The 18833-nt window shown below is 50.2% G+C and carries 23 protein-coding genes and 1 pseudogene; 17 read left to right on the forward strand and 7 right to left on the reverse strand.

The window, feature by feature from the left end; all coding sequences use genetic code 11:
• Nucleotides 1–642 precede the first annotated feature (642 nt).
• On the reverse strand, nt 643–1236 hold the full coding sequence (locus OGV79_RS03340; protein WP_286467401.1) for a hypothetical protein: 594 nt from the start codon (nt 1234–1236) through the stop codon (nt 643–645).
• 96 nt (nt 1237–1332) lie between these two features.
• The gene (locus OGV79_RS03345; RefSeq protein WP_048281176.1) at nt 1333–1539 is read right to left on the reverse strand and encodes a helix-turn-helix transcriptional regulator; all 207 of its coding nucleotides are present in this window, start codon (nt 1537–1539) and stop codon (nt 1333–1335) included.
• Between the two features lie 500 nt (nt 1540–2039).
• Between OGV79_RS03345 and OGV79_RS03350 the strand changes: the two genes are divergently transcribed.
• The 14 genes and pseudogenes from OGV79_RS03350 (at nt 2040) to OGV79_RS03415 (ending at nt 10975) form a co-directional block, all read left to right on the forward strand.
• On the forward strand, nt 2040–3092 hold the full coding sequence (locus OGV79_RS03350; protein ID WP_048281175.1) for a hypothetical protein: 1053 nt from the start codon (nt 2040–2042) through the stop codon (nt 3090–3092).
• 122 nt (nt 3093–3214) lie between these two features.
• On the forward strand, nt 3215–4090 hold the full coding sequence (locus OGV79_RS03355) for a GTPase family protein (protein ID WP_286467417.1): 876 nt from the start codon (nt 3215–3217) through the stop codon (nt 4088–4090).
• 213 nt (nt 4091–4303) lie between these two features.
• Entirely contained in the window at nt 4304–5011 is a 708-nt protein-coding gene (locus OGV79_RS03360) for a WYL domain-containing protein (protein WP_048281173.1), read from the forward strand.
• A complete protein-coding gene (locus tag OGV79_RS03365; protein WP_048281172.1) occupies nt 5008–5466 on the forward strand; it encodes a hypothetical protein in 459 nt (152 codons plus the stop codon). Before OGV79_RS03360 ends, OGV79_RS03365 begins: the two co-directional genes overlap by 4 nt.
• Nucleotides 5467–5485: 19 nt before the next feature.
• Nucleotides 5486–5956: a YfjT/YkfB family phage-associated protein gene (locus OGV79_RS03370; protein ID WP_286467448.1), complete on the forward strand. Its 471-nt coding sequence runs from the start codon at nt 5486–5488 to the stop codon at nt 5954–5956.
• A 119-nt stretch (nt 5957–6075) separates the two neighbouring features.
• Nucleotides 6076–6897, forward strand: a complete 822-nt coding sequence (locus tag OGV79_RS03375) for a DUF932 domain-containing protein (protein ID WP_286467457.1) — start codon at nt 6076–6078, stop codon at nt 6895–6897.
• Between the two features lie 30 nt (nt 6898–6927).
• Nucleotides 6928–7371: an antirestriction protein gene (locus tag OGV79_RS03380; RefSeq protein ID WP_097448420.1), complete on the forward strand. Its 444-nt coding sequence runs from the start codon at nt 6928–6930 to the stop codon at nt 7369–7371.
• A gap of 12 nt (nt 7372–7383) precedes the next feature.
• Nucleotides 7384–7926, forward strand: a complete 543-nt coding sequence (gene radC, locus OGV79_RS03385) for a RadC family protein (protein ID WP_286467472.1) — start codon at nt 7384–7386, stop codon at nt 7924–7926.
• A complete protein-coding gene (locus OGV79_RS03390) occupies nt 7923–8144 on the forward strand; it encodes a DUF987 family protein (protein WP_286467483.1) in 222 nt (73 codons plus the stop codon). Before radC ends, OGV79_RS03390 begins: the two co-directional genes overlap by 4 nt.
• A gap of 25 nt (nt 8145–8169) precedes the next feature.
• Complete coding sequence (locus OGV79_RS03395) at nt 8170–8526, forward strand: type IV toxin-antitoxin system YeeU family antitoxin (protein ID WP_286467489.1); 357 nt, start codon at nt 8170–8172, stop codon at nt 8524–8526.
• Nucleotides 8527–8546: 20 nt separating this feature from the next.
• Nucleotides 8547–8870: a TA system toxin CbtA family protein gene (locus OGV79_RS03400; protein ID WP_001546951.1), complete on the forward strand. Its 324-nt coding sequence runs from the start codon at nt 8547–8549 to the stop codon at nt 8868–8870.
• A gap of 658 nt (nt 8871–9528) precedes the next feature.
• A pseudogene (locus tag OGV79_RS03405) lies at nt 9529–10043 on the forward strand (DUF2778 domain-containing protein).
• Nucleotides 10024–10542, forward strand: a complete 519-nt coding sequence (locus tag OGV79_RS03410; RefSeq protein WP_114848302.1) for a hypothetical protein — start codon at nt 10024–10026, stop codon at nt 10540–10542. The pseudogene OGV79_RS03405 and the gene OGV79_RS03410 overlap by 20 nt, the downstream one beginning before the upstream one ends.
• 1 nt (nt 10543) lies before the next feature.
• A complete protein-coding gene (locus OGV79_RS03415; protein ID WP_286467519.1) occupies nt 10544–10975 on the forward strand; it encodes an Hcp family type VI secretion system effector in 432 nt (143 codons plus the stop codon).
• Between the two features lie 229 nt (nt 10976–11204).
• Here OGV79_RS03415 and OGV79_RS03420 read toward each other — a convergent pair whose 3' ends face one another.
• From OGV79_RS03420 to OGV79_RS03430, 3 genes are read right to left on the reverse strand one after another with little or no spacing between them, the layout of a single operon-like run.
• On the reverse strand, nt 11205–11900 hold the full coding sequence (locus tag OGV79_RS03420) for a LutC/YkgG family protein (protein WP_286467522.1): 696 nt from the start codon (nt 11898–11900) through the stop codon (nt 11205–11207).
• On the reverse strand, nt 11893–13320 hold the full coding sequence (locus tag OGV79_RS03425; protein ID WP_110493855.1) for a LutB/LldF family L-lactate oxidation iron-sulfur protein: 1428 nt from the start codon (nt 13318–13320) through the stop codon (nt 11893–11895). The genes OGV79_RS03420 and OGV79_RS03425 overlap by 8 nt, the downstream gene beginning before the upstream one ends.
• Nucleotides 13321–13330: 10 nt before the next feature.
• Nucleotides 13331–14050 (reverse strand): (Fe-S)-binding protein, encoded by a 720-nt coding sequence (locus tag OGV79_RS03430; protein ID WP_024130919.1) that lies wholly within the window; start codon nt 14048–14050, stop codon nt 13331–13333.
• A gap of 492 nt (nt 14051–14542) precedes the next feature.
• On the opposite strand from OGV79_RS03430, the gene OGV79_RS03435 reads away from it, so the two are divergent.
• From OGV79_RS03435 to OGV79_RS03445, 3 genes are all read left to right on the forward strand, one after another.
• Nucleotides 14543–16096 (forward strand): L-lactate permease, encoded by a 1554-nt coding sequence (locus OGV79_RS03435; RefSeq protein WP_058668056.1) that lies wholly within the window; start codon nt 14543–14545, stop codon nt 16094–16096.
• Nucleotides 16097–16217: 121 nt separating this feature from the next.
• Nucleotides 16218–16448 (forward strand): 4Fe-4S mono-cluster protein YjdI, encoded by a 231-nt coding sequence (yjdI, locus tag OGV79_RS03440; RefSeq protein ID WP_047461459.1) that lies wholly within the window; start codon nt 16218–16220, stop codon nt 16446–16448.
• 11 nt (nt 16449–16459) lie between these two features.
• Nucleotides 16460–16732 (forward strand): GNAT family N-acetyltransferase, encoded by a 273-nt coding sequence (locus OGV79_RS03445; RefSeq protein ID WP_058669118.1) that lies wholly within the window; start codon nt 16460–16462, stop codon nt 16730–16732.
• A gap of 13 nt (nt 16733–16745) precedes the next feature.
• On the opposite strand, the gene OGV79_RS03450 is transcribed toward OGV79_RS03445, so the two are convergent.
• Both OGV79_RS03450 and stbD read right to left on the reverse strand, forming a co-directional pair.
• Nucleotides 16746–17528, reverse strand: coding sequence for a fimbria/pilus periplasmic chaperone (locus OGV79_RS03450; protein WP_286467541.1), 783 nt, complete (start codon nt 17526–17528; stop codon nt 16746–16748).
• Nucleotides 17494–18831, reverse strand: coding sequence for a fimbrial usher protein StbD (gene stbD / locus OGV79_RS03455; protein WP_286467545.1), 1338 nt, complete (start codon nt 18829–18831; stop codon nt 17494–17496). The genes OGV79_RS03450 and stbD overlap by 35 nt, the downstream gene beginning before the upstream one ends.
• Between the last annotated feature and the right edge of the window lie 2 nt (nt 18832–18833).

The raw sequence follows: 18833 nt of genomic DNA on the forward strand, positions 1-18833 counted from the left end.
CAGGAGAGGACCGTTCATGACGTAGTTGGGATTGGCGTTGTAAGGCTTCATTGGAATTCCTCGTGTTGAGTCAAAGGAAATGGGTGTGGCGTAATTTATGAACACCTCCCCATGGAATCGGGTGTATCGGGTAGAATGATGTGGCAACAGCAGACCGCAATTGCGGTAACAATGCCATGTGACGTATACCCGCCTGTTGTTAATCTTGTTTTCACAAACTGATGTTCGATCTCATGCGAATACCCTTCCAGGCAATAAGCTGCACTGGCAACTGTTACCAACAACATTCGCCAGTGCAGGACTGACTTCGCAGAGGGCTATTGATATGAGCGGATTGTTACTAGCCAGACACGGTGGTGACTGACTGGATTACGACTACCGGGCATGGGGTTGCACGACATAGCTACACATGGAGACTTACAGTGAGACAGGCATAACTTACTGACTTCTATAAATAATATTAATTAACCTTAATTATTCATTTCTGATCGCATCAGTTGATGTTTAAGCCAGTATCACCAACGACTGAATATGCAGCTTCGCAGAATATTTTCTGAACAAAAACCACTCCAAAGGTAGTCTCTTCAGAAATGGCCATTGTTTTACCCTGCAGAAGCTGTATTTACTCTCAGCCATCGGAGTCTAATTAAGTGGTTCGGCAGTCGTCCGCCATGCAAAGCAGACATACTCGTCCATCAGACTGGTCAGCGCAGGGTTTTCAGCCTGCCGGTCATTGATCCAGATATCCATCTCTTTGTCTTTTTTGAACCTGAGATTATCGGTCCAGTCATCAAGACAATTCCCTAGCATCAAATCGTACCAGCACAGCCAGACCAGCTTCAGACGCAGCTCGCTACCGCTGAACTGGCGGAACAAACTGATGAGCTTATTTGCCAGAGGGCGTTGTTTTAAACGCACGCACTCAGACAGCAAAATCCCCTCCAGCATGGGATGGTGGGCCAGCAAGTGTTCCTGGGTAAATAAACTGACACTCAGGTCATCATTAACAGTCAGTGGGGCTGCTGCTCTGCCATAAATAATCCGGTGCAGACACTGGGGAACAACAGCAATAACCTCTTCCTCTCCCGGAAACTTAAGGCTGCCAACCGTCAGGGTATGGTGGTGGTAGATATTCTGATGGCACATACCCGATCTGACCATCAGTTTCGTAAAATCGGTCAACCAGACCTGATAATATTTATAAAGTTCTTCGTAACGCGGTTTGTAATCTTTCATGGTTCATATTCCTTCTGGCTTAAATGACAGACAGCAGAAAACCTCCGGAGCAACCGGATAGTCATTATTCTGCTGAGGGTTTAGTCTGGCGGGAGGTTATTTACGGGACTGGTCGATTCTTTCCTGTAGCCAGTTTTCGACTTCGCTTTTTAACCATCGGGAGCTTCGCCCCAGCTTGATGGGTTTGGGAAAGACGCCGTCCTTAATGAGCTTGTAAATCCACTTGTCTGTCATTTGCAGTAGGCTGGTGATAAATGCCATGTCAACGAACTGGTCTTCGGTAAGTGAAAGGCGGGTAGTCATGATTTGTATCTCCGGTTAAGAAAGGTAAGCCGGATGAGTGATGTTTGATAACGACCACTGCTCCGACATACCTACCGGGCTGATACGTAAAAAAAGCGAGGTACATTGACCTCCTGTCGCCTCCCGTCAACTGCAGGAAGTGGCCACCTCATTTCATAACCGTTTTTGTGACCGCATGCCCGGGCCCGCTCAAACAAATACCTGCGCAGGAACAAGCCAATTACCACGATCTTTTTCCGTAAAGCCAGACATGAAAAAGCAAAGCAACCAAAGCTGGTAACACGATGGAAAAATCCGTAAAAAAATAGCTACAAAGCCCATTTTTATGCTGTTTAACCAATAAAATACCCTACGAATTTATTATGCTTTTGAATCATATTTTCTTTGTTTAATGTTTGCTTTCACTATGTGATCATCTGTACTTTATTCACTATATTGTTGATGTTAAAATTTTCTTAAATCAATGCAAATGCAAATGATAATTATTTGAGAAATGAAGAATGAAAGTAGTGAAGGGGTTGGTAAGAGAACTAAGTTGGTTAAAAAAAGAACAGAGAGCGTGTCACTTTTTTTTGTTCCATTTGATTACGGATTTTTCAGCACGGGCAAAACAGGGCATTGCTCTGCAGGTTAAGGACAGTTCAGATTTGAGCGAACAACAAGACTGGGCTCAATCATTGATGTCAGAGTTTGATGGCCCTTTACAGCAGGCAGAAGCTGGGGAGCTTCCACCTCCACCAGAATTACCAGAGGTATTAATTCCACAACCTGGTCATTATCTTGGAATTGAAACTGCACATGAAAAAACCGTGTCCCTGGAGAATTCTTCGATAGTAAATATTAATTTCATCGATGGTAAAAAAGTGGTTGACAGTAAGAATTATAACAACCTTCCGCCAGTAAACTTAATCCATGCAAATGGTGTTTCTAATACGTATTCAAAGAACAGCAAAATTATACAAGATAGTTTTCTTAGTGTTATTGATCAATTACGCATCAGATATAGAACTAATAATCAGATCCTAAAATTAATATCTGAAATCACTGCCTTATGGACAGAGCAATATAACAGATTCCCGTCCCCTTTTTCCTGGCTTAATTATAAAAACAAAGATCATTGCCAGTGGCTTTGGGATGAAATGCATAAACGTTGTATTGGCATTCCATTTCAACCCCGGAATCAAACCCAGAGATGGAATTTTGTTATCGCGACATTCGATAACTGGAAAGGCTGGACAATACCTCAGGAGGAGTATTTAACAATAAAAAATCCAAAGCGAAAACCAGGAAAGCTACTATCTGGCGGTCTGGATCCAAGCAACAAAGAAATTGGACACAAAATGATCCTGCTTGAAGAACTCAAAAATGCATGGGAGCAAAAGGAAAGAAGAGCCAGAAGAGCGAAGGAACCAACCGCTGCGAAGTTGACAAAAGCGGCTCAAAAAAAGCTTGAGTTTATTGCGCACTTAGAGAAAAGCACATCAAAGGACATTCTTAATGACCTGATTAATAATGCTTTTAATGATGCGAAGAGTAAATCCCGGCAATCATAAAGCAACATGATGGTGACAATAAGCTTCATTCAAAATAATTTCAGACAGATATTATCTACGTGAATCCCCCGCCTCCTTATCCGGTGAGCGGGGATTTTTGTTTTTCACGCTGAGAACCCTGTATGACTAAACCTCACGGCCTTCAGGCCTTCGAACAACCGCTGGCGTCGCTGCCCGATACGCTTCGCCAGCTTATTCTTGAACGCATTCAGAGCCTCACCCACTACGAGCCGGTGATTGGCATCATGGGCAAAAGCGGGGCCGGTAAGTCCTCGCTCTGTAATGAACTCTTCCGGGGTGAGGTCTCCCCCGTCAGCGATGTAAACGCCTGTACCCGCGACGTACTGCGATTCCGGTTACGCAGCGGGCGTCACAGCCTGGTGATTGTCGATTTGCCGGGCGTGGGAGAAAGCGGACAGCGGGACCATGAATATCGCGCCTTGTACCGGCGTATGCTACCAGAACTGGACCTGGTGCTGTGGGTCATGAAGGCTGATGACCGGGCGCTGTCGGTGGACGAGCAGTTCTGGCTCGGAGTAATGCAGCCTTATCAGCAACAGGTGCTGTTTGTGCTGAACCAGGCCGACAAAATCGAACCCTGCCACGAATGGGATACCCGTACCAGCACGCCTTCAGCACAGCAACGGGTTAATCTTCAGGAAAAGCAGGCCGCCATTGCTGCGATGTTTCGCCCCCGTCATCCGGTCTGTGTGGTGTCAGCCTGTAGTGGATGGGGCGTTGAGGAGATGGTGGCAACCATGATGCGCTGCCTGCCGGATCGAGCCACCAGTCCGGTAGCGACGCAACTGCACGGGAGGCTATGCACAGAGCCGGTAAAGTCGCAAGCCCGTAACGATTTCGGTGAAGCGGTGGGGAGGGTGTTTGATACGGCAGAATCATCGTCGCTCCTGCCCGCTCCCCTGAAAACTGTGATTCGTACCGTACGTGATGCTGTGTTATCGGTTGCCCGGGTCGTCTGGGACTGGATTTTCTTCTGACACTATGCAGGCAAGGCAATAATGCGAGGACATACCCTGTCCGTTTATGGCGGATTTACACCGGGTAAAGAGCTGAATTCCCGGGCAGACCGCGCCCTTCCTCGAATCAACCGATTTAAAAAATCGTCTTTCTGTGTCCATACCCTGCCATACCCCCTTGTTACACTAATCCGCATCTTTTCAGTGAATTAGCTTACCGGAGAACGAAGTCTTATGACTCAGGCTGAACGTCGCCATGACCGGCTTGCGGTCAGACTGTCGATGATTATTGGTCGTCTGGTGGCGGGTGAAACGCTGGATATGTGCAAACTGGCCGCCGAGTTTGGTGTGTCGGTCCGCACACTGCGCCGGGATTTCCGCGAACGGCTGATGTATCTGGACCTCGAGTATCGTCAGGGCCGGTGCCGTCTGCTGTCCGGCAGTCGCCAGCGGGAATTGGTAGTGATGGCTTTTGCCCGCCAGTCAGGCGTCGAATCGCTGTTTCCGGAACTGGATGGTCATCTTGTCAGTTCACTTCTGAGTGGCTCGGGCGAATCTCCCTGCCTCATCTGGCAGGGGAGCCCTTCTCCGGCAGTCACCGATAGTGGAGTCTTTACCCGGCTGGTGAATGCCGTCCAGGAATGCAGGAAAGTGACCCTGCGATGTAACGGGTGTTGCTATACAGATGTCGCTCCCTACCGACTGGTTCTGTATGACGGTGGCTGGTATCTGACAGGAACGCACCAGACTCGCATCATCGCGCTGCCACTGGCGGATATTCGGGCTGTCACTTCCCATCCCGACAGTTTTACTCCTGAAGCCAATGTGCGGGACATCCTGTCTCGCTCCGAATTTTTACAAGCGCTACCTCATTTTCATGTTTTTCATTCACTGCTCGGTGACGGCAGTTACGGGCAACTTATCCATAAGGAACAGGTATGAAATTACTCACTTCAGCCTTAATGGCTATTGCCGTTGGGTTTAACATCAACCATGTGCAGGCTGATGTCTTCAGTGGCTTCCAGGGGAGTATCGATGGCGGGATCCCTGCCTACACTCGCGATATCAATGCGAACAATAAGCCTTACTGGTGTACCCAGCGTAAGTTGCTGCAGAAGAGTTGTTCCGTTGTCTCCATCTCTTCCAATAAGCGGGTTGCCATTGTTACCAGCCACACTGGTAGTAAGGCCTGCGCAGGTGGCTTCTACGGCGTCGTAGACCGTGCTAACGGTGACGCGATGGATGTCTTTCCAACCAAAGGTCAACTGAACATCGACCAGGTCTGTTCTACCGATTTTAAAGTGGGCTTTATTAAACCTACTAACCGTAACACCCTGGCGTCTGTTGCTTTGTACTACAAAGGCAAAATCGTCGAGGTTCTCGACTATTCAGAATAAAATAAAAAGAGGGGGTGTCATGAAACGTTACTTATCTGTCTTGTTCGCCTTACTGGCATTCACTGGCGTCGCACACGCGATCCCCAATATGTGGGCCAGCGGTTTTGGTATGGGGGTGACGGAATACATTATCAGTAGCCCTGAGAAGGTGATTTTTAACCTCAACTGTACTGGTAATCCCGATGAACAGAACATTCTGCAGCATGGCGTATTAGTAACCCTGCCCAATGGTACGATGCTGGATTCTCACGACGACGGGACAGAAATAACGGTGGTCATGGATAACAGCCAGTATCCGTTACCTTCGTCCCTCGGCTGGAGGAATGGCGATAACGCCTGGGTGTCATTTATTGACGCGCTGGGTCAGTCGTCTCATTTCGATGTCTACGTCAACAATAACAAAGTTGGCTCCTTTAGTCCGGGCCTGAAAAATACGCAAAAAGAGCTGTCTGACCTCAGTGAGTGTCGGACCACACACTACAGCGATTAATAATTCACATTTCAGACCTCTCCAGCCCGCTACGCACCAACACCAGATAGCAACAGGCCATGCTCCTTCGGGAACATGGCCTTTTTGTTTTTATTTCATTATCAGATAAGGAGTTAGCCATGCGATTAGCCAGCCGCTTTGGCCGTATAAACCAGATACGCCGTGACCGGCCTCTGACCCACGAAGAGCTGATGAGTCATGTACCCAGCGTGTTCGGGAGTGACAAGCATGAATCTCGTTCAGACAGGTACACCTACATCCCGACCATCACCATCCTCGAAAGCCTGCAGCGTGAAGGCTTTGAGCCGTTCTTTGCCTGCCAGACAAAGGTTCGCGACCAGAGCAAGAGGGAGCACACCAAACACATGCTTCGCCTGCGTCGTGCCGGTCAACTGACCGGCCATCAGGTGCAGGAAATCATTCTACTTAACAGCCATGACGGCTCATCAAGCTACCAGATGCTGCCGGGGTTATTTCGTGGCGTTTGTACCAACGGCCTGGTCTGCGGCCAGTCATTCGGAGAAGTGCGGGTACCGCATAAAGGGAATGTTGTTGAGAAGGTGATTGAAGGGGCTTACGAAGTGCTCGGTGTGTTTGACCGGGTGGAGGAGAAGCGCGATGCAATGCAGTCTCTGGCACTGCCAGAACCAGCCCGTAACGCCCTGGCGAATGCCGCGCTGAAGTATCACTTTGGTGAAGACCACCAGCCGGTCACGGTATCGCAGTTGCTTACCCCACGTCGTCGGGAGGACTACAGCGATGACCTGTGGACCGTATACCAGCGCGTGCAGGAGAACCCGATGAAAGGTGGATTGTCAGGGCGAACCACTCAGGGGAAAAGCAGCCGCACCCGTGCTGTTACCGGTATTGATGGCGATGTGAAGCTCAATCGCGCCCTGTGGGTAATGGCAGAAAACATGCTCGATTTTTTCGGGCGTTAAACAACAGTTCCGGCATAAGGAGATAGTTTAATGAATACACAAAATCATCAGTTCGCGGAGCATACCACAATTACTGCCTCAGTGGTCCCTGACGAGTTACGCATCGGCTTCTGGCCGCAGCACTTTGGCTCCATCCCACAATGGATAACCCTTGAGCCCCGAATCTTTGGCTGGATGGGCCGTCTGTGTGCCGATTACCACGGTGGCATCTGGAACTTTTCGACGCTCAGCAACGGCGGTGCTTTTATGTCTCCTGAGTCGGAGGATGATGAAAAGTGGGCATTGTTTAACAGCATGAACGGCAATGGAGCAGAACTCACCAGTGAAGCAGCAGGAATAGTCGCCTGTCTGATGACATACAGTCACCACGCCTGTCGCACCGAGTGTGATGCGATGACTGAGCACTATTATCGCTTACGCGACTTCGCGCTGAACCATCCAGAGTGCAACTCCATTATGCATCTCATCGACTGAGGAATGCCTGACATGAATACCGCATTATCCCCGGTGTCATCACAGCCTGAACTTTTTCCACTGACGGTTATGGCCCAGCATGATTGCCAGCTCCCCGCAACATCCGGATTGACACCCTATGCCCAACGGACCATCCGCCGCGCTATCAACTTGCTGGAAAAATATCTGCGCCAGCCCGGCATATCCTTTACCTCAAGTACGGCAGCCCGTGACTGGCTTCGGTTACAGCTGGCAGGACAAGAACGGGAAGTGTTTATGGTGCTCTATCTCGATAACCAGCATCGTTTACTGGAGGGTGAAACGCTATTTGCCGGTTCGATTAACCATGTCCAGGTCCATCCCCGTGAGGTGGTGAAGTCAGCGCTTCGCTTCAATGCTGCAGCTGTCGTACTGGCGCATAACCATCCATCCGGTGACCCGGAGCCCAGCCAATGCGACCGCAACATTACGGGCAGGCTTAAAGAAGCGCTGGCACTGGTTGATGTGAACACGCTCGATCATCTGGTCATCGGTTCAGAGGGCATTGTGTCGTTCGCTGAGCGAGGCTGGATATGAAAATCATCAGCAAACGCCAGGCAATGACCCTGTACCGGCAACATCCTGGCTCCCGACTGTTTCGCTTCAGTACGAGCAAACATAAATGGTTAGGTAGTATCTGCCATTATGCTGGCCGCGAGGTGGAGGACATACGCGGCGTTCTGGCCGTGTTTGCTGAACGTCGTCAGGACCGCAATGGTCCCTATGTCATTCTTCGAAGCGTTACTCTCAATTAATCCTTCACTTTAATCAGAAACAATAATGAACAATCACTCAGAATCCGGTGCCATACCGGAGAATCCCTCCTGCCAGCAGTGGGGGCTAAAGAGTACGATCACACCCTGTTTTGGAGCACGTCTGGTGCAGGAAGGCTACCGCCTGCATTTTCTCGCTGACCGCGCCGGGTTTAACGGTGCTTTCAGCAACGAGCATGCGTTGCGCCTCGACCAGGCCTTTCCGTTGATACTCAAGCAGCTGGAGCTGATACTCACCAGCGGAGAACTCTCCCCCCGCCATCAGTACTGTGTCACCCTCTATCACAACGGACTCACCTGCGAAGCCGATACGCTTGGTAGTTGTGGCTACGTATACATCACCATTTATCCCACTCAACGTTAATTACTTTCACGAGAGAAAAAATGAAATTTCTACCTACAACAAATATGCGGGCGGCGAAGCCATGCCTGTCGCCCGTGACTATCTGGCAAATGCTACTTAGTCGTCTGCTGGAACAGCATTATGGCTTGACACTAAACGATACACCTTTCTGTGATGAAACCGTCATACAGGAACATATAGATGCCGGTATCACTCTCGCTAATGCCATTAACTTTCTAGTCGAAAAGTACGAACTGGTTCGTATCGATCGCAGAGGGTTTAGCTGGCAAGAACAAACGCCATATCTCACGATTATTGATATCATGAGGGCCCGTCGCGATCTGGGTTTAATGAATCGTAATTAGTCTGATGCTAACGGTATCGCTGCTTTTGAGTATGCCTGCCATTTGGTATCATCTCGCTTCCTGCTGATTTATCGATAAAGGTAATTGCTTGAATTCAAAGCCTCTGTTCTTTGGGGGTATCTTTGGGGGTATAAGTAAAGTTATAACTTGAAAATTTCATATTTTTCAATTTATTGGAGAGCCTATTCTAATCCCTTCGCCCGCTCCAGATCTCTCCCCTTGTGGCAAAACTTCTATAAAACTCGTTTTTCTTTCAACAACTTACTTAACATAAGCTGTCGTGATCGTTCTACCATTGAACGACGAAGTACCAACAAGAGGTACATTGTCTCTTACACCAGACTGATCACACGCATTCAAGCCCGATGTGCGGCCTTATGAGCCACGTAAACAGGTTTATGGTGTAACGTGCCTACAAACGACATGTAGGCTCTATCAGCGTTTCAGCCACGCTCCCGCAAGGGTACACGGTTATTCTGATAAGGTGTGATCCCTCTGACAGTCTGATGAAGTCGCTACGCTTGCTGCTGTATCACTAACGGGGCTTTATGGCTGCTATTGTCTGAAAATCAGAGGCTTCTCGGAAGAAAACCTTCCTATGTCCAATTGCTTAGGAGTACGATAAGCCAACAAATCATTATAGATAAAAGGGTTATCTGTGGCTCTACATGGAAAGTTCGTAATTAATGATGCGTACTACTCCCCTTTATCGTTTCCTGGTGTAGGCACGTTTTTAGCTTTCTCTGGTAATGGTGCTTACCGTAACCGTGGGGCATGTGGAATGATCCCCAAAGAGGGCCAGTACCAGCGGGTAAATACTGGATTGTTGACCGCCCTCAAGGTGGACTCAAGTCACAGCTAAACGCAGGGGTGAGAGACATTTATAATCACTTCACCAGTGGCGCAACATTCAAACATTCCGAATGGTTCGCATTATGGCGTGATGATTGGGGGAACGACGATTACACATGGATTGAGAGCGTTAAGCGTGGCAATTTCCGTTTGCATCCAGGCGTACTATCAGAAGGTTGTATCACTCTCCCACATGATTCTGATTTTGCCATGTTGCGTAATGCTCTGTTGAGAACCCGAAAAATAGATGTTCCTTGCATGAGGAAGCTACAGGCATACGGCACGATTGAGGTGATCGCCAATGGCAAAACATGCCCTTAGTTTGTTCATCAAGATAGTGCTGTTCGCTGTTGTTATGCTGATCGTTGCTAAAATGGTTCCGTATGAGGGATTAGTTAATTCTATTACGGGGCTTTTCGATTTCCAGAGTGCCGACAAGTTTACCCGCTTCATTTTGGGTGAACCTGATTTAGAAGTTTGGGAATCGTTAGGCGACTATTTTAGCATCTTAATTAACACATTAATCAGCGTACCTGTCATGAGCGCCATTATCACGGCGTACAGTGGCGTGACACACAAAGTTAGTCCAGCAGGTATCCCCAGAGAGTGGGGCAGTTCTACGTTGCGGCGGTTAGCTAAAATCTTCGGGTTTACCTTCCTGTTTTGGGCGTTGTTTCGCTTGCTGCCTTATCAGTCTTTATTCCCAGATCAAACGTATTCAAATTTCACAATGGCGGCGATTGTGGGCTTTCAGTTGCTCTTGACGATTGTTTGCTACTGGTTCATCACGAAGAAAATCACAACTAAAAGGCGTTTGTAAAATGCCTATTCCGGCTTACATGTGGCTTAAAGACGATGGCGGCGCAGACATTAAAGGATCTGTAGACGTTCAGGATCGTGAGGGGAGTATAGAAATTGTTGGCTTTAGTCATGGTCTGAACATTCCAGTAGACAGTGCCAACGGTAAGATCACTGGCAAGCGTTCACATTCTCCGATGATGATTGAAAAGGAGTTTGATAGCTCCAGCCCGTATCTATACAAAGCCGTTGCCACTGGTCAAACGTTGAAAAGTGCGGAGATTCGCTGGTATCGAATTAACCATGCAGGACAAGAAGAGTGTTACTTCGTCATGACCATTGAGGGCGTGAAAGTGACGGGCATTAATCCAGGGATGCCAAACGCTAAAATGGCAGGGAACTCGCAGATCAACCACATGGAATCTGTTTCCCTGATGTATGACAAAATCACCTAGCGTTATGTTGATGGTAATGTCCAGTATACGGACGATTGGAACGTAAGAGCGTAACATGCACCAAGTTTTTGCTAATAAATCCATGGGATTACGAGATCTTTGGAGTGGGGGTGATTTCCCTTCGCCCGCTCCAGCTTCAAGTTTCCTGAACTCCGCATTCAACACCCAACAGGATTAACTGCCCGCTATTATGGCGTCCATGCCAGTAGTGCGGTCATTCACAGCCGTATCAACAATCTTCAATAATCAGATATACCGCCTTAACCGGGCCATGCACGCCGACCACCTTGATCAGTTCGATATCCGCCGTTGAGCTGGGGCCACTGATGATGTTAATACACGATGGCATGCGTTCACCGGCCTGCGCTTTCTGATGCAGTTTTTCCGCCAGTTGCGCCACGCGCGGCAGGATGGTGCTTTTACGCAGCACGAAAATCGAGGATTCCGGCAGCAGGCTTAATGAACGCCCGCGCTCTGGCGCGGAAAACAGCACCACGCCGCCCGATTCCGTTAAGCCATATTCGGCATACACTACGCCGACTTTCGCTTGCTCGGCCTGGGTAACATTTTCTGCTCCCCGGGTCGGGTCCCAGACCACGGCGTTGCATTCCTGCTGCAAGCGTTCGGTGATCCCCAGTTCCACCAGTCGGCTATCGCCGCTGAGTACCACCGATTTATGTCCCAGTTCTTCACACAGGCGTAACGCCGCTTCCGGCGCCTGCGCTTCGCTGGTCAGTTCGCAGCGTACCAGCATGACATCGCTCGCAAACTGGATAAACGCGTCGCAGCGCTGCTGCTGGCTAAGTTCGGTCAGTCGCTCGTTCGCATAGCTGTTAACCGGCAGCGTATCTGCCTGCGGTTCGAATCGCAGCGGGCGGCCCAGCGCCTGGGCGATGGTGTTTAAAAACGCGCTACGGTTATCCATTCTTTTTCTCCTCTGCCTGATGTTTCTTAAACCAGCTACGGAAACTCTCTCCGTCAGCATCAGGGAGATCTCGTGCCTCCATCCAGTCACCAATAGCGCCGACTTTAAGCGGCGTTTTACCGCCATTAATAAACCAGCTTGCCGCATGAGCGCCCGCCATCATCCCGACTTTCCACAGCCCAGGATGGCTATTGGCATAAGCGAACATTTTGATCGCCCGTCGCTCGGCTTTCGGGGTAATGCCCTCTTCGGCCATCACTCTGCGATGGCGCAGGATCAGTTTTGACAGCGGAATGCGCACCGGGCAGACGCTGTCGCAGGCCGTGCATAATGAACAGGCATACGGCAGATCTTTAAAATCCTTATAGCCGCCGAGCAGCGGGGAAATCACCGCGCCGATAGGGCCGGGATAGATAGAGCCATAGCCGTGTCCACCAATGTGGCGGTATGCCGGGCAGGTGTTCATACAGGCTCCGCAGCGAATGCAGCGCAGCACGTCGCGAAATTCAGAACCGAGTACCCGGGAGCGCCCGTTATCCACGATAACCAGGTGGAACTCTTCCGGCCCGTCAACGTGGCCAGCCTCGCGCGGGCCGGTCAGCCAGGTGTTGTATCCCGTCAAACGTGCGCCAACGGCGCTGCGCGCCAGCATGGTGATCAGTACGTCCACCTCGGCAAAGGTGGGGGCGATACGCTCCATCCCCATCACCGCAATGTGCGTTTTCGGCAGCGTGGTACACATCCGCGCATTGCCTTCGTTGGTCACCAGGCACACCGATCCGGTTTCCGCCACGGCGAAATTACAGCCGGTAATACCGATTTCAGCGCTGAGGAAATCCTCGCGGATCTTCTGGCGGATGAATAAGGTCATCGCTTCTGGCGTTTCCGGGCCGTCATAGCCCAGACGTTCATGCAGCACGCGGCGGATCTGATAGCGATCCTTATGGATTGCCGGAACCACAACGTGTGAAGGCGGGTCCTGATCCAACTGGAGAATATATTCGCCCAGATCGGTTTCGATCACCTGAATTCCGGCATCCTGCAATACATGATTGACGCCAATCTCTTCGGTCACCATCGACTTGGACTTTACTACCTTGCGCGCGTTTTTACTTTGTGCGACCTGTAAAATGTAGCGGGTGGCTTCTTCTTTGGTTTTGGCGAAGTAGACGTGCCCGCCGTTTTCCGTCACTTTCTCGGTGAGTTGATACAGGTAAGCGTCGAGATTACTCAGAACGTGATCGCGGATCTGGCTGGCACGGTCACGCCATTCGTCCCAGTGCCCTAACTCATCGACCATTTTTTGCCGATTCGCGCCGATACGCTCCTGCGCATTGGCCACGGCTTTGCGCATGATCGGATCTTCAATTTGCTGACGAATGCGCAGTTTAAATTCTACATCGCTGGTTTTTATCGACATCTCTTTCCCCTCAGCGGCTCATCAGCACTTCAGCAATATGCATCACTTTGACCGGCTGGCCTTCCCGTTGCAGTCGACCGCCAATGTTCAGCAGGCAACTGACGTCTGCGCCAATCAAATATTCAGGCCGGGCATCCATCAGGTGTAAGACTTTCTCTTTCACCATCTCGCCGGATATTTCGGCCATTTTGACCGAGAACGTCCCGCCAAATCCGCAGCAGGTATCCTGATCGGCAAACGTCAACAGCTCCAGCCCGCGCACGTTTTTCAGTAGCGTGAGCGGCTCTTCCTTCACTCCCAGCTTGCGGGTCAGGCTACAGGATGGGTGATAGACGGCTCTGCCCTGAAGGCTGGCTCCCACATCCACCACACCCAGTTTATTAACGATAAAGGAGGTGAGATCCTGCATGCGCGCGGCGACCTTTTCCGCACGTAACGCCCATTCAGGTTCATCGACCAGATATGTCGGGTAGCTTTTTACCGCGTAGGTACAGGAGCCAGCAGGAGAGATAATCGGGTCGTCGTTGTCTTCCAGCGCTGCGATCAGGTTTTTCATCCCAGGGATCGCTTCTTTGATGTAGCCGCTGTTGATGGCTGGCTGGCCGCAACACCCTTGCTTCTCAGGGAAATTAACGCGGCAGCCCAGTTTTTCCAGCAGCAATACGGAGTCTCGTGCCATCCGTGATTTCAGCGCGTCACCAATACAGGTAACAAAGAAATTTACATTCACAATCAATGCTCCATTGCTTCACTTCTATTTAGCCCCGATGGCAACCGGCCACCGGGTCATAAATCAATAATAAAAACGACCATTGTTTTTCGGTTTATCCTACTCTACGTTCATTTGTATGACAAAATAGAATAATCCACCAATCAATACCCATATGCAATACCCGGGTTTATTTATTTCGGCATCGCTCACATTTTTATAATGAAAACTACAGCGATGTGAACGTCCGAAAAATAGTTTCAAGTGATTACTAATTTCGTCAATATCATTATTAAACAGGTTGTTAAATAACTATTTATAGGTATCTGTCTTGCTCTTAAGTATATTTGCCTGGCATTGAATTTTAATTAAAAGATTACAATAGTTACAAAACTACAAATCATAATTACTTTATTCACTGAAGCGATTCAGTTTACATATTTCATTTGACCGGCAATGTAGCCTCCCCACCATAAATATAAATCAGGTTTAATGAACCAATCAGGAATAGTAATGAACGAATATTTTATGTTTGCCCTGGCACTTTCTCCTTTGCTGCTTATGGTATTTTTAATTCTGAAATTGAAAATGCCCATCCATTATTCAGTTTTGATTTCGTTGGCATTCACTGCCGCGCTGTCTGCAATATTCTGGGACATGCCAGTACAAAATCTTAAAGCCTCGATGGGTTATGGCGCACTGAAAGGATTATGGCCGATCGTGATTGTGATCCTCGGCGCTATATTCAGTTATAACGTCATGCAGGCGACCAAAGCGCTGGATATTCTCCGCGATATTCTCGCCAGTATTAGCGAAGATAAGCGTATTCAGGTACTGCTGATTTCGTGGTGTTTCGGTGGATTCCTTGAAGCGGCTGCCGGGTACGGTACGGCGGTCGCGATACCTATCGGTATTCTCATCGCGCTGGGATTCAACCCACTGAAGGCAGCAATTGCTTCACTTGTGGCCAACACCGTACCCACGGCGTTCGGGGCGGTTGGTATTCCGGTCTCTATCCTGGCTGAACAGGTTAATCTGCCGGTTTACACCTTAGGCGGAACGATTATTCTGCAATTAGCCCTTTTTAATATCCTGCTGCCGTTTGTCATAATTTGCATTATTGGCGGTGGCCTGAAAGCCATTCGCGGCGTGTTCCTTATTACGCTGCTTTGCGGTATCACAACGCTTGTTCCGCAGTATTTTGTCGCCATACATCTCGGGGCAGAATTACCCGCCTTTGCCGGCAGCCTGGTCAGTCTTTTTGCCGTCGCAATTGCCAGCCGCCTGCGCAAAGGGAAAACAGATCCCGAGTGGCGCATTGAAGTCAGCCACACCCGTGAAACGACGCCGCGCTCGGCGAAAGTGCTGTTCCGGGTCGGTTCTATCTACCTGTTTATTTTTGTCTTTATTCTGCTGTGCTCGCCGTTATTTCCAACGATAAAAGCGGCGGCTTCTCAGTTGGCTTCGGTGCTGCATTTTACGCTGGCCGATGGCAAAACGCTGGCGCTGAAAGTTGAATGGGTCACCACGCCCGGAATGTTGATTATCTTTGCGACCATTATTGGCGGTTTTATTCAGGGGGCATCAGCACGCGGTATGCTGGAAGTGTTTGTCAAAACCGTATTCCAGCTTAAAAATTCCATTGTCGCGATTATGGCGATCGTCGCTCTGGCAACGGTAATGGATCTCAGCGGTATTATCTCCACGCTGGCCCAGTCGATTGTCGATCTGACCGGAAGCTCGTACGTTTTTCTCGCTCCGGTGATTGGTGCGCTGGGAACGTTTGTTACCGGCAGCGACACCAACTCGAATATTCTGTTTGGCAAACTACAAACCATTGCCGCCAGTAAATTAAATATTGATCCAAACTGGCTGGCTGCGGCAAATACCTCCGGCGCAACAGGCGGGAAAATGATTTCACCGCAAAGTATCGCCATTGCGGTTTCGGCAACCAAAATGGAAGGACAGGCGAATCAGATAATGTCCGGCACCATGAAGTACTGCTGTGCCTATATTGTGATCCTTGGATTAAAAGTTGGTCTCTTTTATTACTGGTTTATGACTTAACGTTATTTTGCGCAACGACGACTGCTCATCAACTGGCAAATGCCTCTGTTTTCCTGTAGCCACGCCACTTTGACGGGGCTATGCTTACTAGCGAAAACATAACAATTACAGAGGCAATGTCATGGATCAGGAACTACTGGATGCGGGTTACCGGGCCTATACCGGCGAGAAAATCGATGTCTATTTCAATACGGCCATTTGTCAGCATTCGGGTAATTGCGTGCGCGGTAGCGCGAAGCTCTTTAATCTGAAACGTAAGCCGTGGATCATCCCGGATGAAGTGGATGTGGCAACGGTTGTGCGTGTTATTGATACCTGTCCGAGCGGCGCGCTGAAATACCGCCAGAAATAAGTGAGGAAATGATGGAGATACTCGAAGGCCACAACAAATTTTATGTGAATGATGCTGCGGGTAATCAGGTCGCCGAAATCGTATTTGTACCGACGGGCGAACATCTGAGCATTATTGAGCATACGGATGTCGATCCCAGCCTGAAGGGGCAGGGCGTCGGTAAACAGCTTGTCGCGAAGGTGGTTGAAAAGATGCGCGAGGAGAACCGCAAGGTTATTCCGCTTTGTCCTTTTGCCAAACATGAGTTTGATAAAACGCGCGAGTATGACGATATCCGCGCCTGATGCGTTTTACCGGTCATCGCCGTGGGTTTCTGCCCACGGTATTTTCCGGCGCTCCGCTGTTTATTATCGGTTTCTCATAAACCCAGCGATTACCGTGGTCGTTGATAAGCTCGTACCTGACGGTACGACAATGTCCTGCCTTCCCGGATAATGCTAGCGGTTGTGAAGACAGTGGAGCGATCATCAGCGGCGTTGCGCTGGTGTTGTCGCACGCCAGCGCTGCCAGCGTGATGTACCACGGCGTCGGGTTATTAACATAAAGCTGCGTCTCCTGCGGCTGGAATGTGAAGGTCAGCCGTTCGCCATCCTGCTCTCTCAATGACCCAACGCCCTGTGGACGAATAAACACTTTCATGCGGATGCGCAGCGGCAGCACGAGTTTTTGTCGCGTTTTCGCATCCTGAACGGTCATCGGCGGGATCTGGTAGATATTCAGCCAGTAAAGCGACTCCCGCTCGCGCGCTAACCCAGGTTTCTCTGCGAGCTGTAACTTTACCGTCCGAATTTCCGTCGGCTGCATTTTGAATACGGGCGGTATCGCGACGATGGGCGTGATGGTCTCAGCAGGCTGACTCAGCGGATCGCCTTCATCCGTCCAGATTTGAACCAGGGCAGGGTGCTGCGCTGAATTTGCCAGCGCCAGCGAATAATGGCTCTCCCCAGCGTTAAAAATAACGCGAGTCACTTCCGTATTGACCACGGCTCGTGCGGGAGTCGCCGTCCATCCTGTCCAGACGATAAGAAGCGTGTATGTGGGCCAGTTACTGAAAACTGACCACCACCTGGAGCTGTGCATAGACTGTTCCTGCTGTCACGTTTTCCCCCGGAATCGCTTCCAGAGAGGCGGTAAAGTCGCCGCTGTAGAGGCTGGTTGAGCCGCTGGCGGTTTGCGTGGTCAGATCCTGATAGCCGTACCAGCCGCCCGCGTTGCCCGTGGCTGTGGCTATTTGGTTGGGCAGAAGATTCAGCGCATTGCCATTTTGCTTGTCGCTGTAGAGGCGAATGCCGACGCCTGATGCAACGCCGTTTACGCCATAATGATTGTCGAGTAGCCATGTATAAGCGCCGGAGCCGGTCTTGAGGCCCAACTGAGAGGCCGCATTGGCTGCGGTGGGATTGCTGACCAGGAATCCCATCGCCACATATGCTCTTAAGCTGGTGGACGCCGTCGTGCCGGACAACGCCCCGGTTTCGCATTCAACGCTAATGCTAAAAGGAGCCTGACTGCTGCTGCCGCTGATGAGTTCGCCAACGCTAGCTGGCGGTAACCTGACAATGGCGGGGTAGTCGTTGACCCGGCAGGCGGCGCCGCGCACGAACACGGTCTGGCTGGTTAACGTCCAGCCGCCGGGCCACTGCGCCGCGCCCCAGCCGCTATAGTTGGTTCGGCTGTCAGCGCCCTCGAAAAGCCCTGAACTCATGCCGCCACCGTGGAAAGCGATATAGCCTGCCGGTCCCGCGTAGGGATAGGTATAACGGTTGGAACCATCAACGCCTCTGGCGCTGTCATCAACCCGAAACAGTTCAACAAATACGTCGCTAAAGGCGCTGGCTGGGATGTAGATATAGGTGCCGTCATTGAACATTTCACTTTCCGGGATTGCACGCGCTTTCCAGTAACGGGAGTAATATTCTCCGGTTTTTAGATTGGTCAGCCTGACCGCCACGTTTTTAACGTAGGTGTAGTAAGCGCCGTCGATTCCCGGTACGTCGACCATGCCTCCCCAGTAATCGTCGCCGTTGGTGGCGTAGTATTCATATACCTGGCCGATTTCGGAAACGGTACAGCGAAACATAATCTGATTGGCCGTGACGCCCTGCGTTCGTCCATTGGGGACGAAACTGGCAGCGGCGCTGCCCAGCAACGTGCCTTCGCTCTGAAATCCCGCCCCGTTGCTTAAGGTAATGACGCCGGGCAAGCCCAGTTTCCCTTTTACATCGCCGTCCCCCACGCCGCCCCAACTGGCGCCCACATAGCCTGCGTCTTTCGCCGCCTGAGAAAGGGGGCTGGCTGACGTGACCTTAATGCAGGTGGACAGGGCAGGATGCGCAACCATGCCGCTGAATAACAGGCCGTAAAAGAGCTGTCTGATTTTCATAC

Origin of the sequence: Citrobacter sp. CK185 (assembly GCF_030333565.1) — a bacterium.
GTDB classification, from domain to species: Bacteria; Pseudomonadota; Gammaproteobacteria; order Enterobacterales; family Enterobacteriaceae; genus Citrobacter_B; species Citrobacter_B koseri.

Coding starts and splice junctions, on each gene's coding strand:
- OGV79_RS03340 (WP_286467401.1), bottom strand. CDS start 1,236: ATGAAAGATTACAAACCGCGTTACGAAGAACTTTATAAATATTATCAG.
- OGV79_RS03345 (WP_048281176.1), bottom strand. CDS start 1,539: ATGACTACCCGCCTTTCACTTACCGAAGACCAGTTCGTTGACATGGCA.
- OGV79_RS03350 (WP_048281175.1), top strand. CDS start 2,040: ATGAAAGTAGTGAAGGGGTTGGTAAGAGAACTAAGTTGGTTAAAAAAA.
- OGV79_RS03355 (WP_286467417.1), top strand. CDS start 3,215: ATGACTAAACCTCACGGCCTTCAGGCCTTCGAACAACCGCTGGCGTCG.
- OGV79_RS03360 (WP_048281173.1), top strand. CDS start 4,304: ATGACTCAGGCTGAACGTCGCCATGACCGGCTTGCGGTCAGACTGTCG.
- OGV79_RS03365 (WP_048281172.1), top strand. CDS start 5,008: ATGAAATTACTCACTTCAGCCTTAATGGCTATTGCCGTTGGGTTTAAC.
- OGV79_RS03370 (WP_286467448.1), top strand. CDS start 5,486: ATGAAACGTTACTTATCTGTCTTGTTCGCCTTACTGGCATTCACTGGC.
- OGV79_RS03375 (WP_286467457.1), top strand. CDS start 6,076: ATGCGATTAGCCAGCCGCTTTGGCCGTATAAACCAGATACGCCGTGAC.
- OGV79_RS03380 (WP_097448420.1), top strand. CDS start 6,928: ATGAATACACAAAATCATCAGTTCGCGGAGCATACCACAATTACTGCC.
- radC (WP_286467472.1), top strand. CDS start 7,384: ATGAATACCGCATTATCCCCGGTGTCATCACAGCCTGAACTTTTTCCA.
- OGV79_RS03390 (WP_286467483.1), top strand. CDS start 7,923: ATGAAAATCATCAGCAAACGCCAGGCAATGACCCTGTACCGGCAACAT.
- OGV79_RS03395 (WP_286467489.1), top strand. CDS start 8,170: ATGAACAATCACTCAGAATCCGGTGCCATACCGGAGAATCCCTCCTGC.
- OGV79_RS03400 (WP_001546951.1), top strand. CDS start 8,547: ATGAAATTTCTACCTACAACAAATATGCGGGCGGCGAAGCCATGCCTG.
- OGV79_RS03410 (WP_114848302.1), top strand. CDS start 10,024: ATGGCAAAACATGCCCTTAGTTTGTTCATCAAGATAGTGCTGTTCGCT.
- OGV79_RS03415 (WP_286467519.1), top strand. CDS start 10,544: ATGCCTATTCCGGCTTACATGTGGCTTAAAGACGATGGCGGCGCAGAC.
- OGV79_RS03420 (WP_286467522.1), bottom strand. CDS start 11,900: ATGGATAACCGTAGCGCGTTTTTAAACACCATCGCCCAGGCGCTGGGC.
- OGV79_RS03425 (WP_110493855.1), bottom strand. CDS start 13,320: ATGTCGATAAAAACCAGCGATGTAGAATTTAAACTGCGCATTCGTCAG.
- OGV79_RS03435 (WP_058668056.1), top strand. CDS start 14,543: ATGAACGAATATTTTATGTTTGCCCTGGCACTTTCTCCTTTGCTGCTT.
- yjdI (WP_047461459.1), top strand. CDS start 16,218: ATGGATCAGGAACTACTGGATGCGGGTTACCGGGCCTATACCGGCGAG.
- OGV79_RS03445 (WP_058669118.1), top strand. CDS start 16,460: ATGGAGATACTCGAAGGCCACAACAAATTTTATGTGAATGATGCTGCG.
- OGV79_RS03450 (WP_286467541.1), bottom strand. CDS start 17,528: ATGCACAGCTCCAGGTGGTGGTCAGTTTTCAGTAACTGGCCCACATAC.
- stbD (WP_286467545.1), bottom strand. CDS start 18,831: ATGAAAATCAGACAGCTCTTTTACGGCCTGTTATTCAGCGGCATGGTT.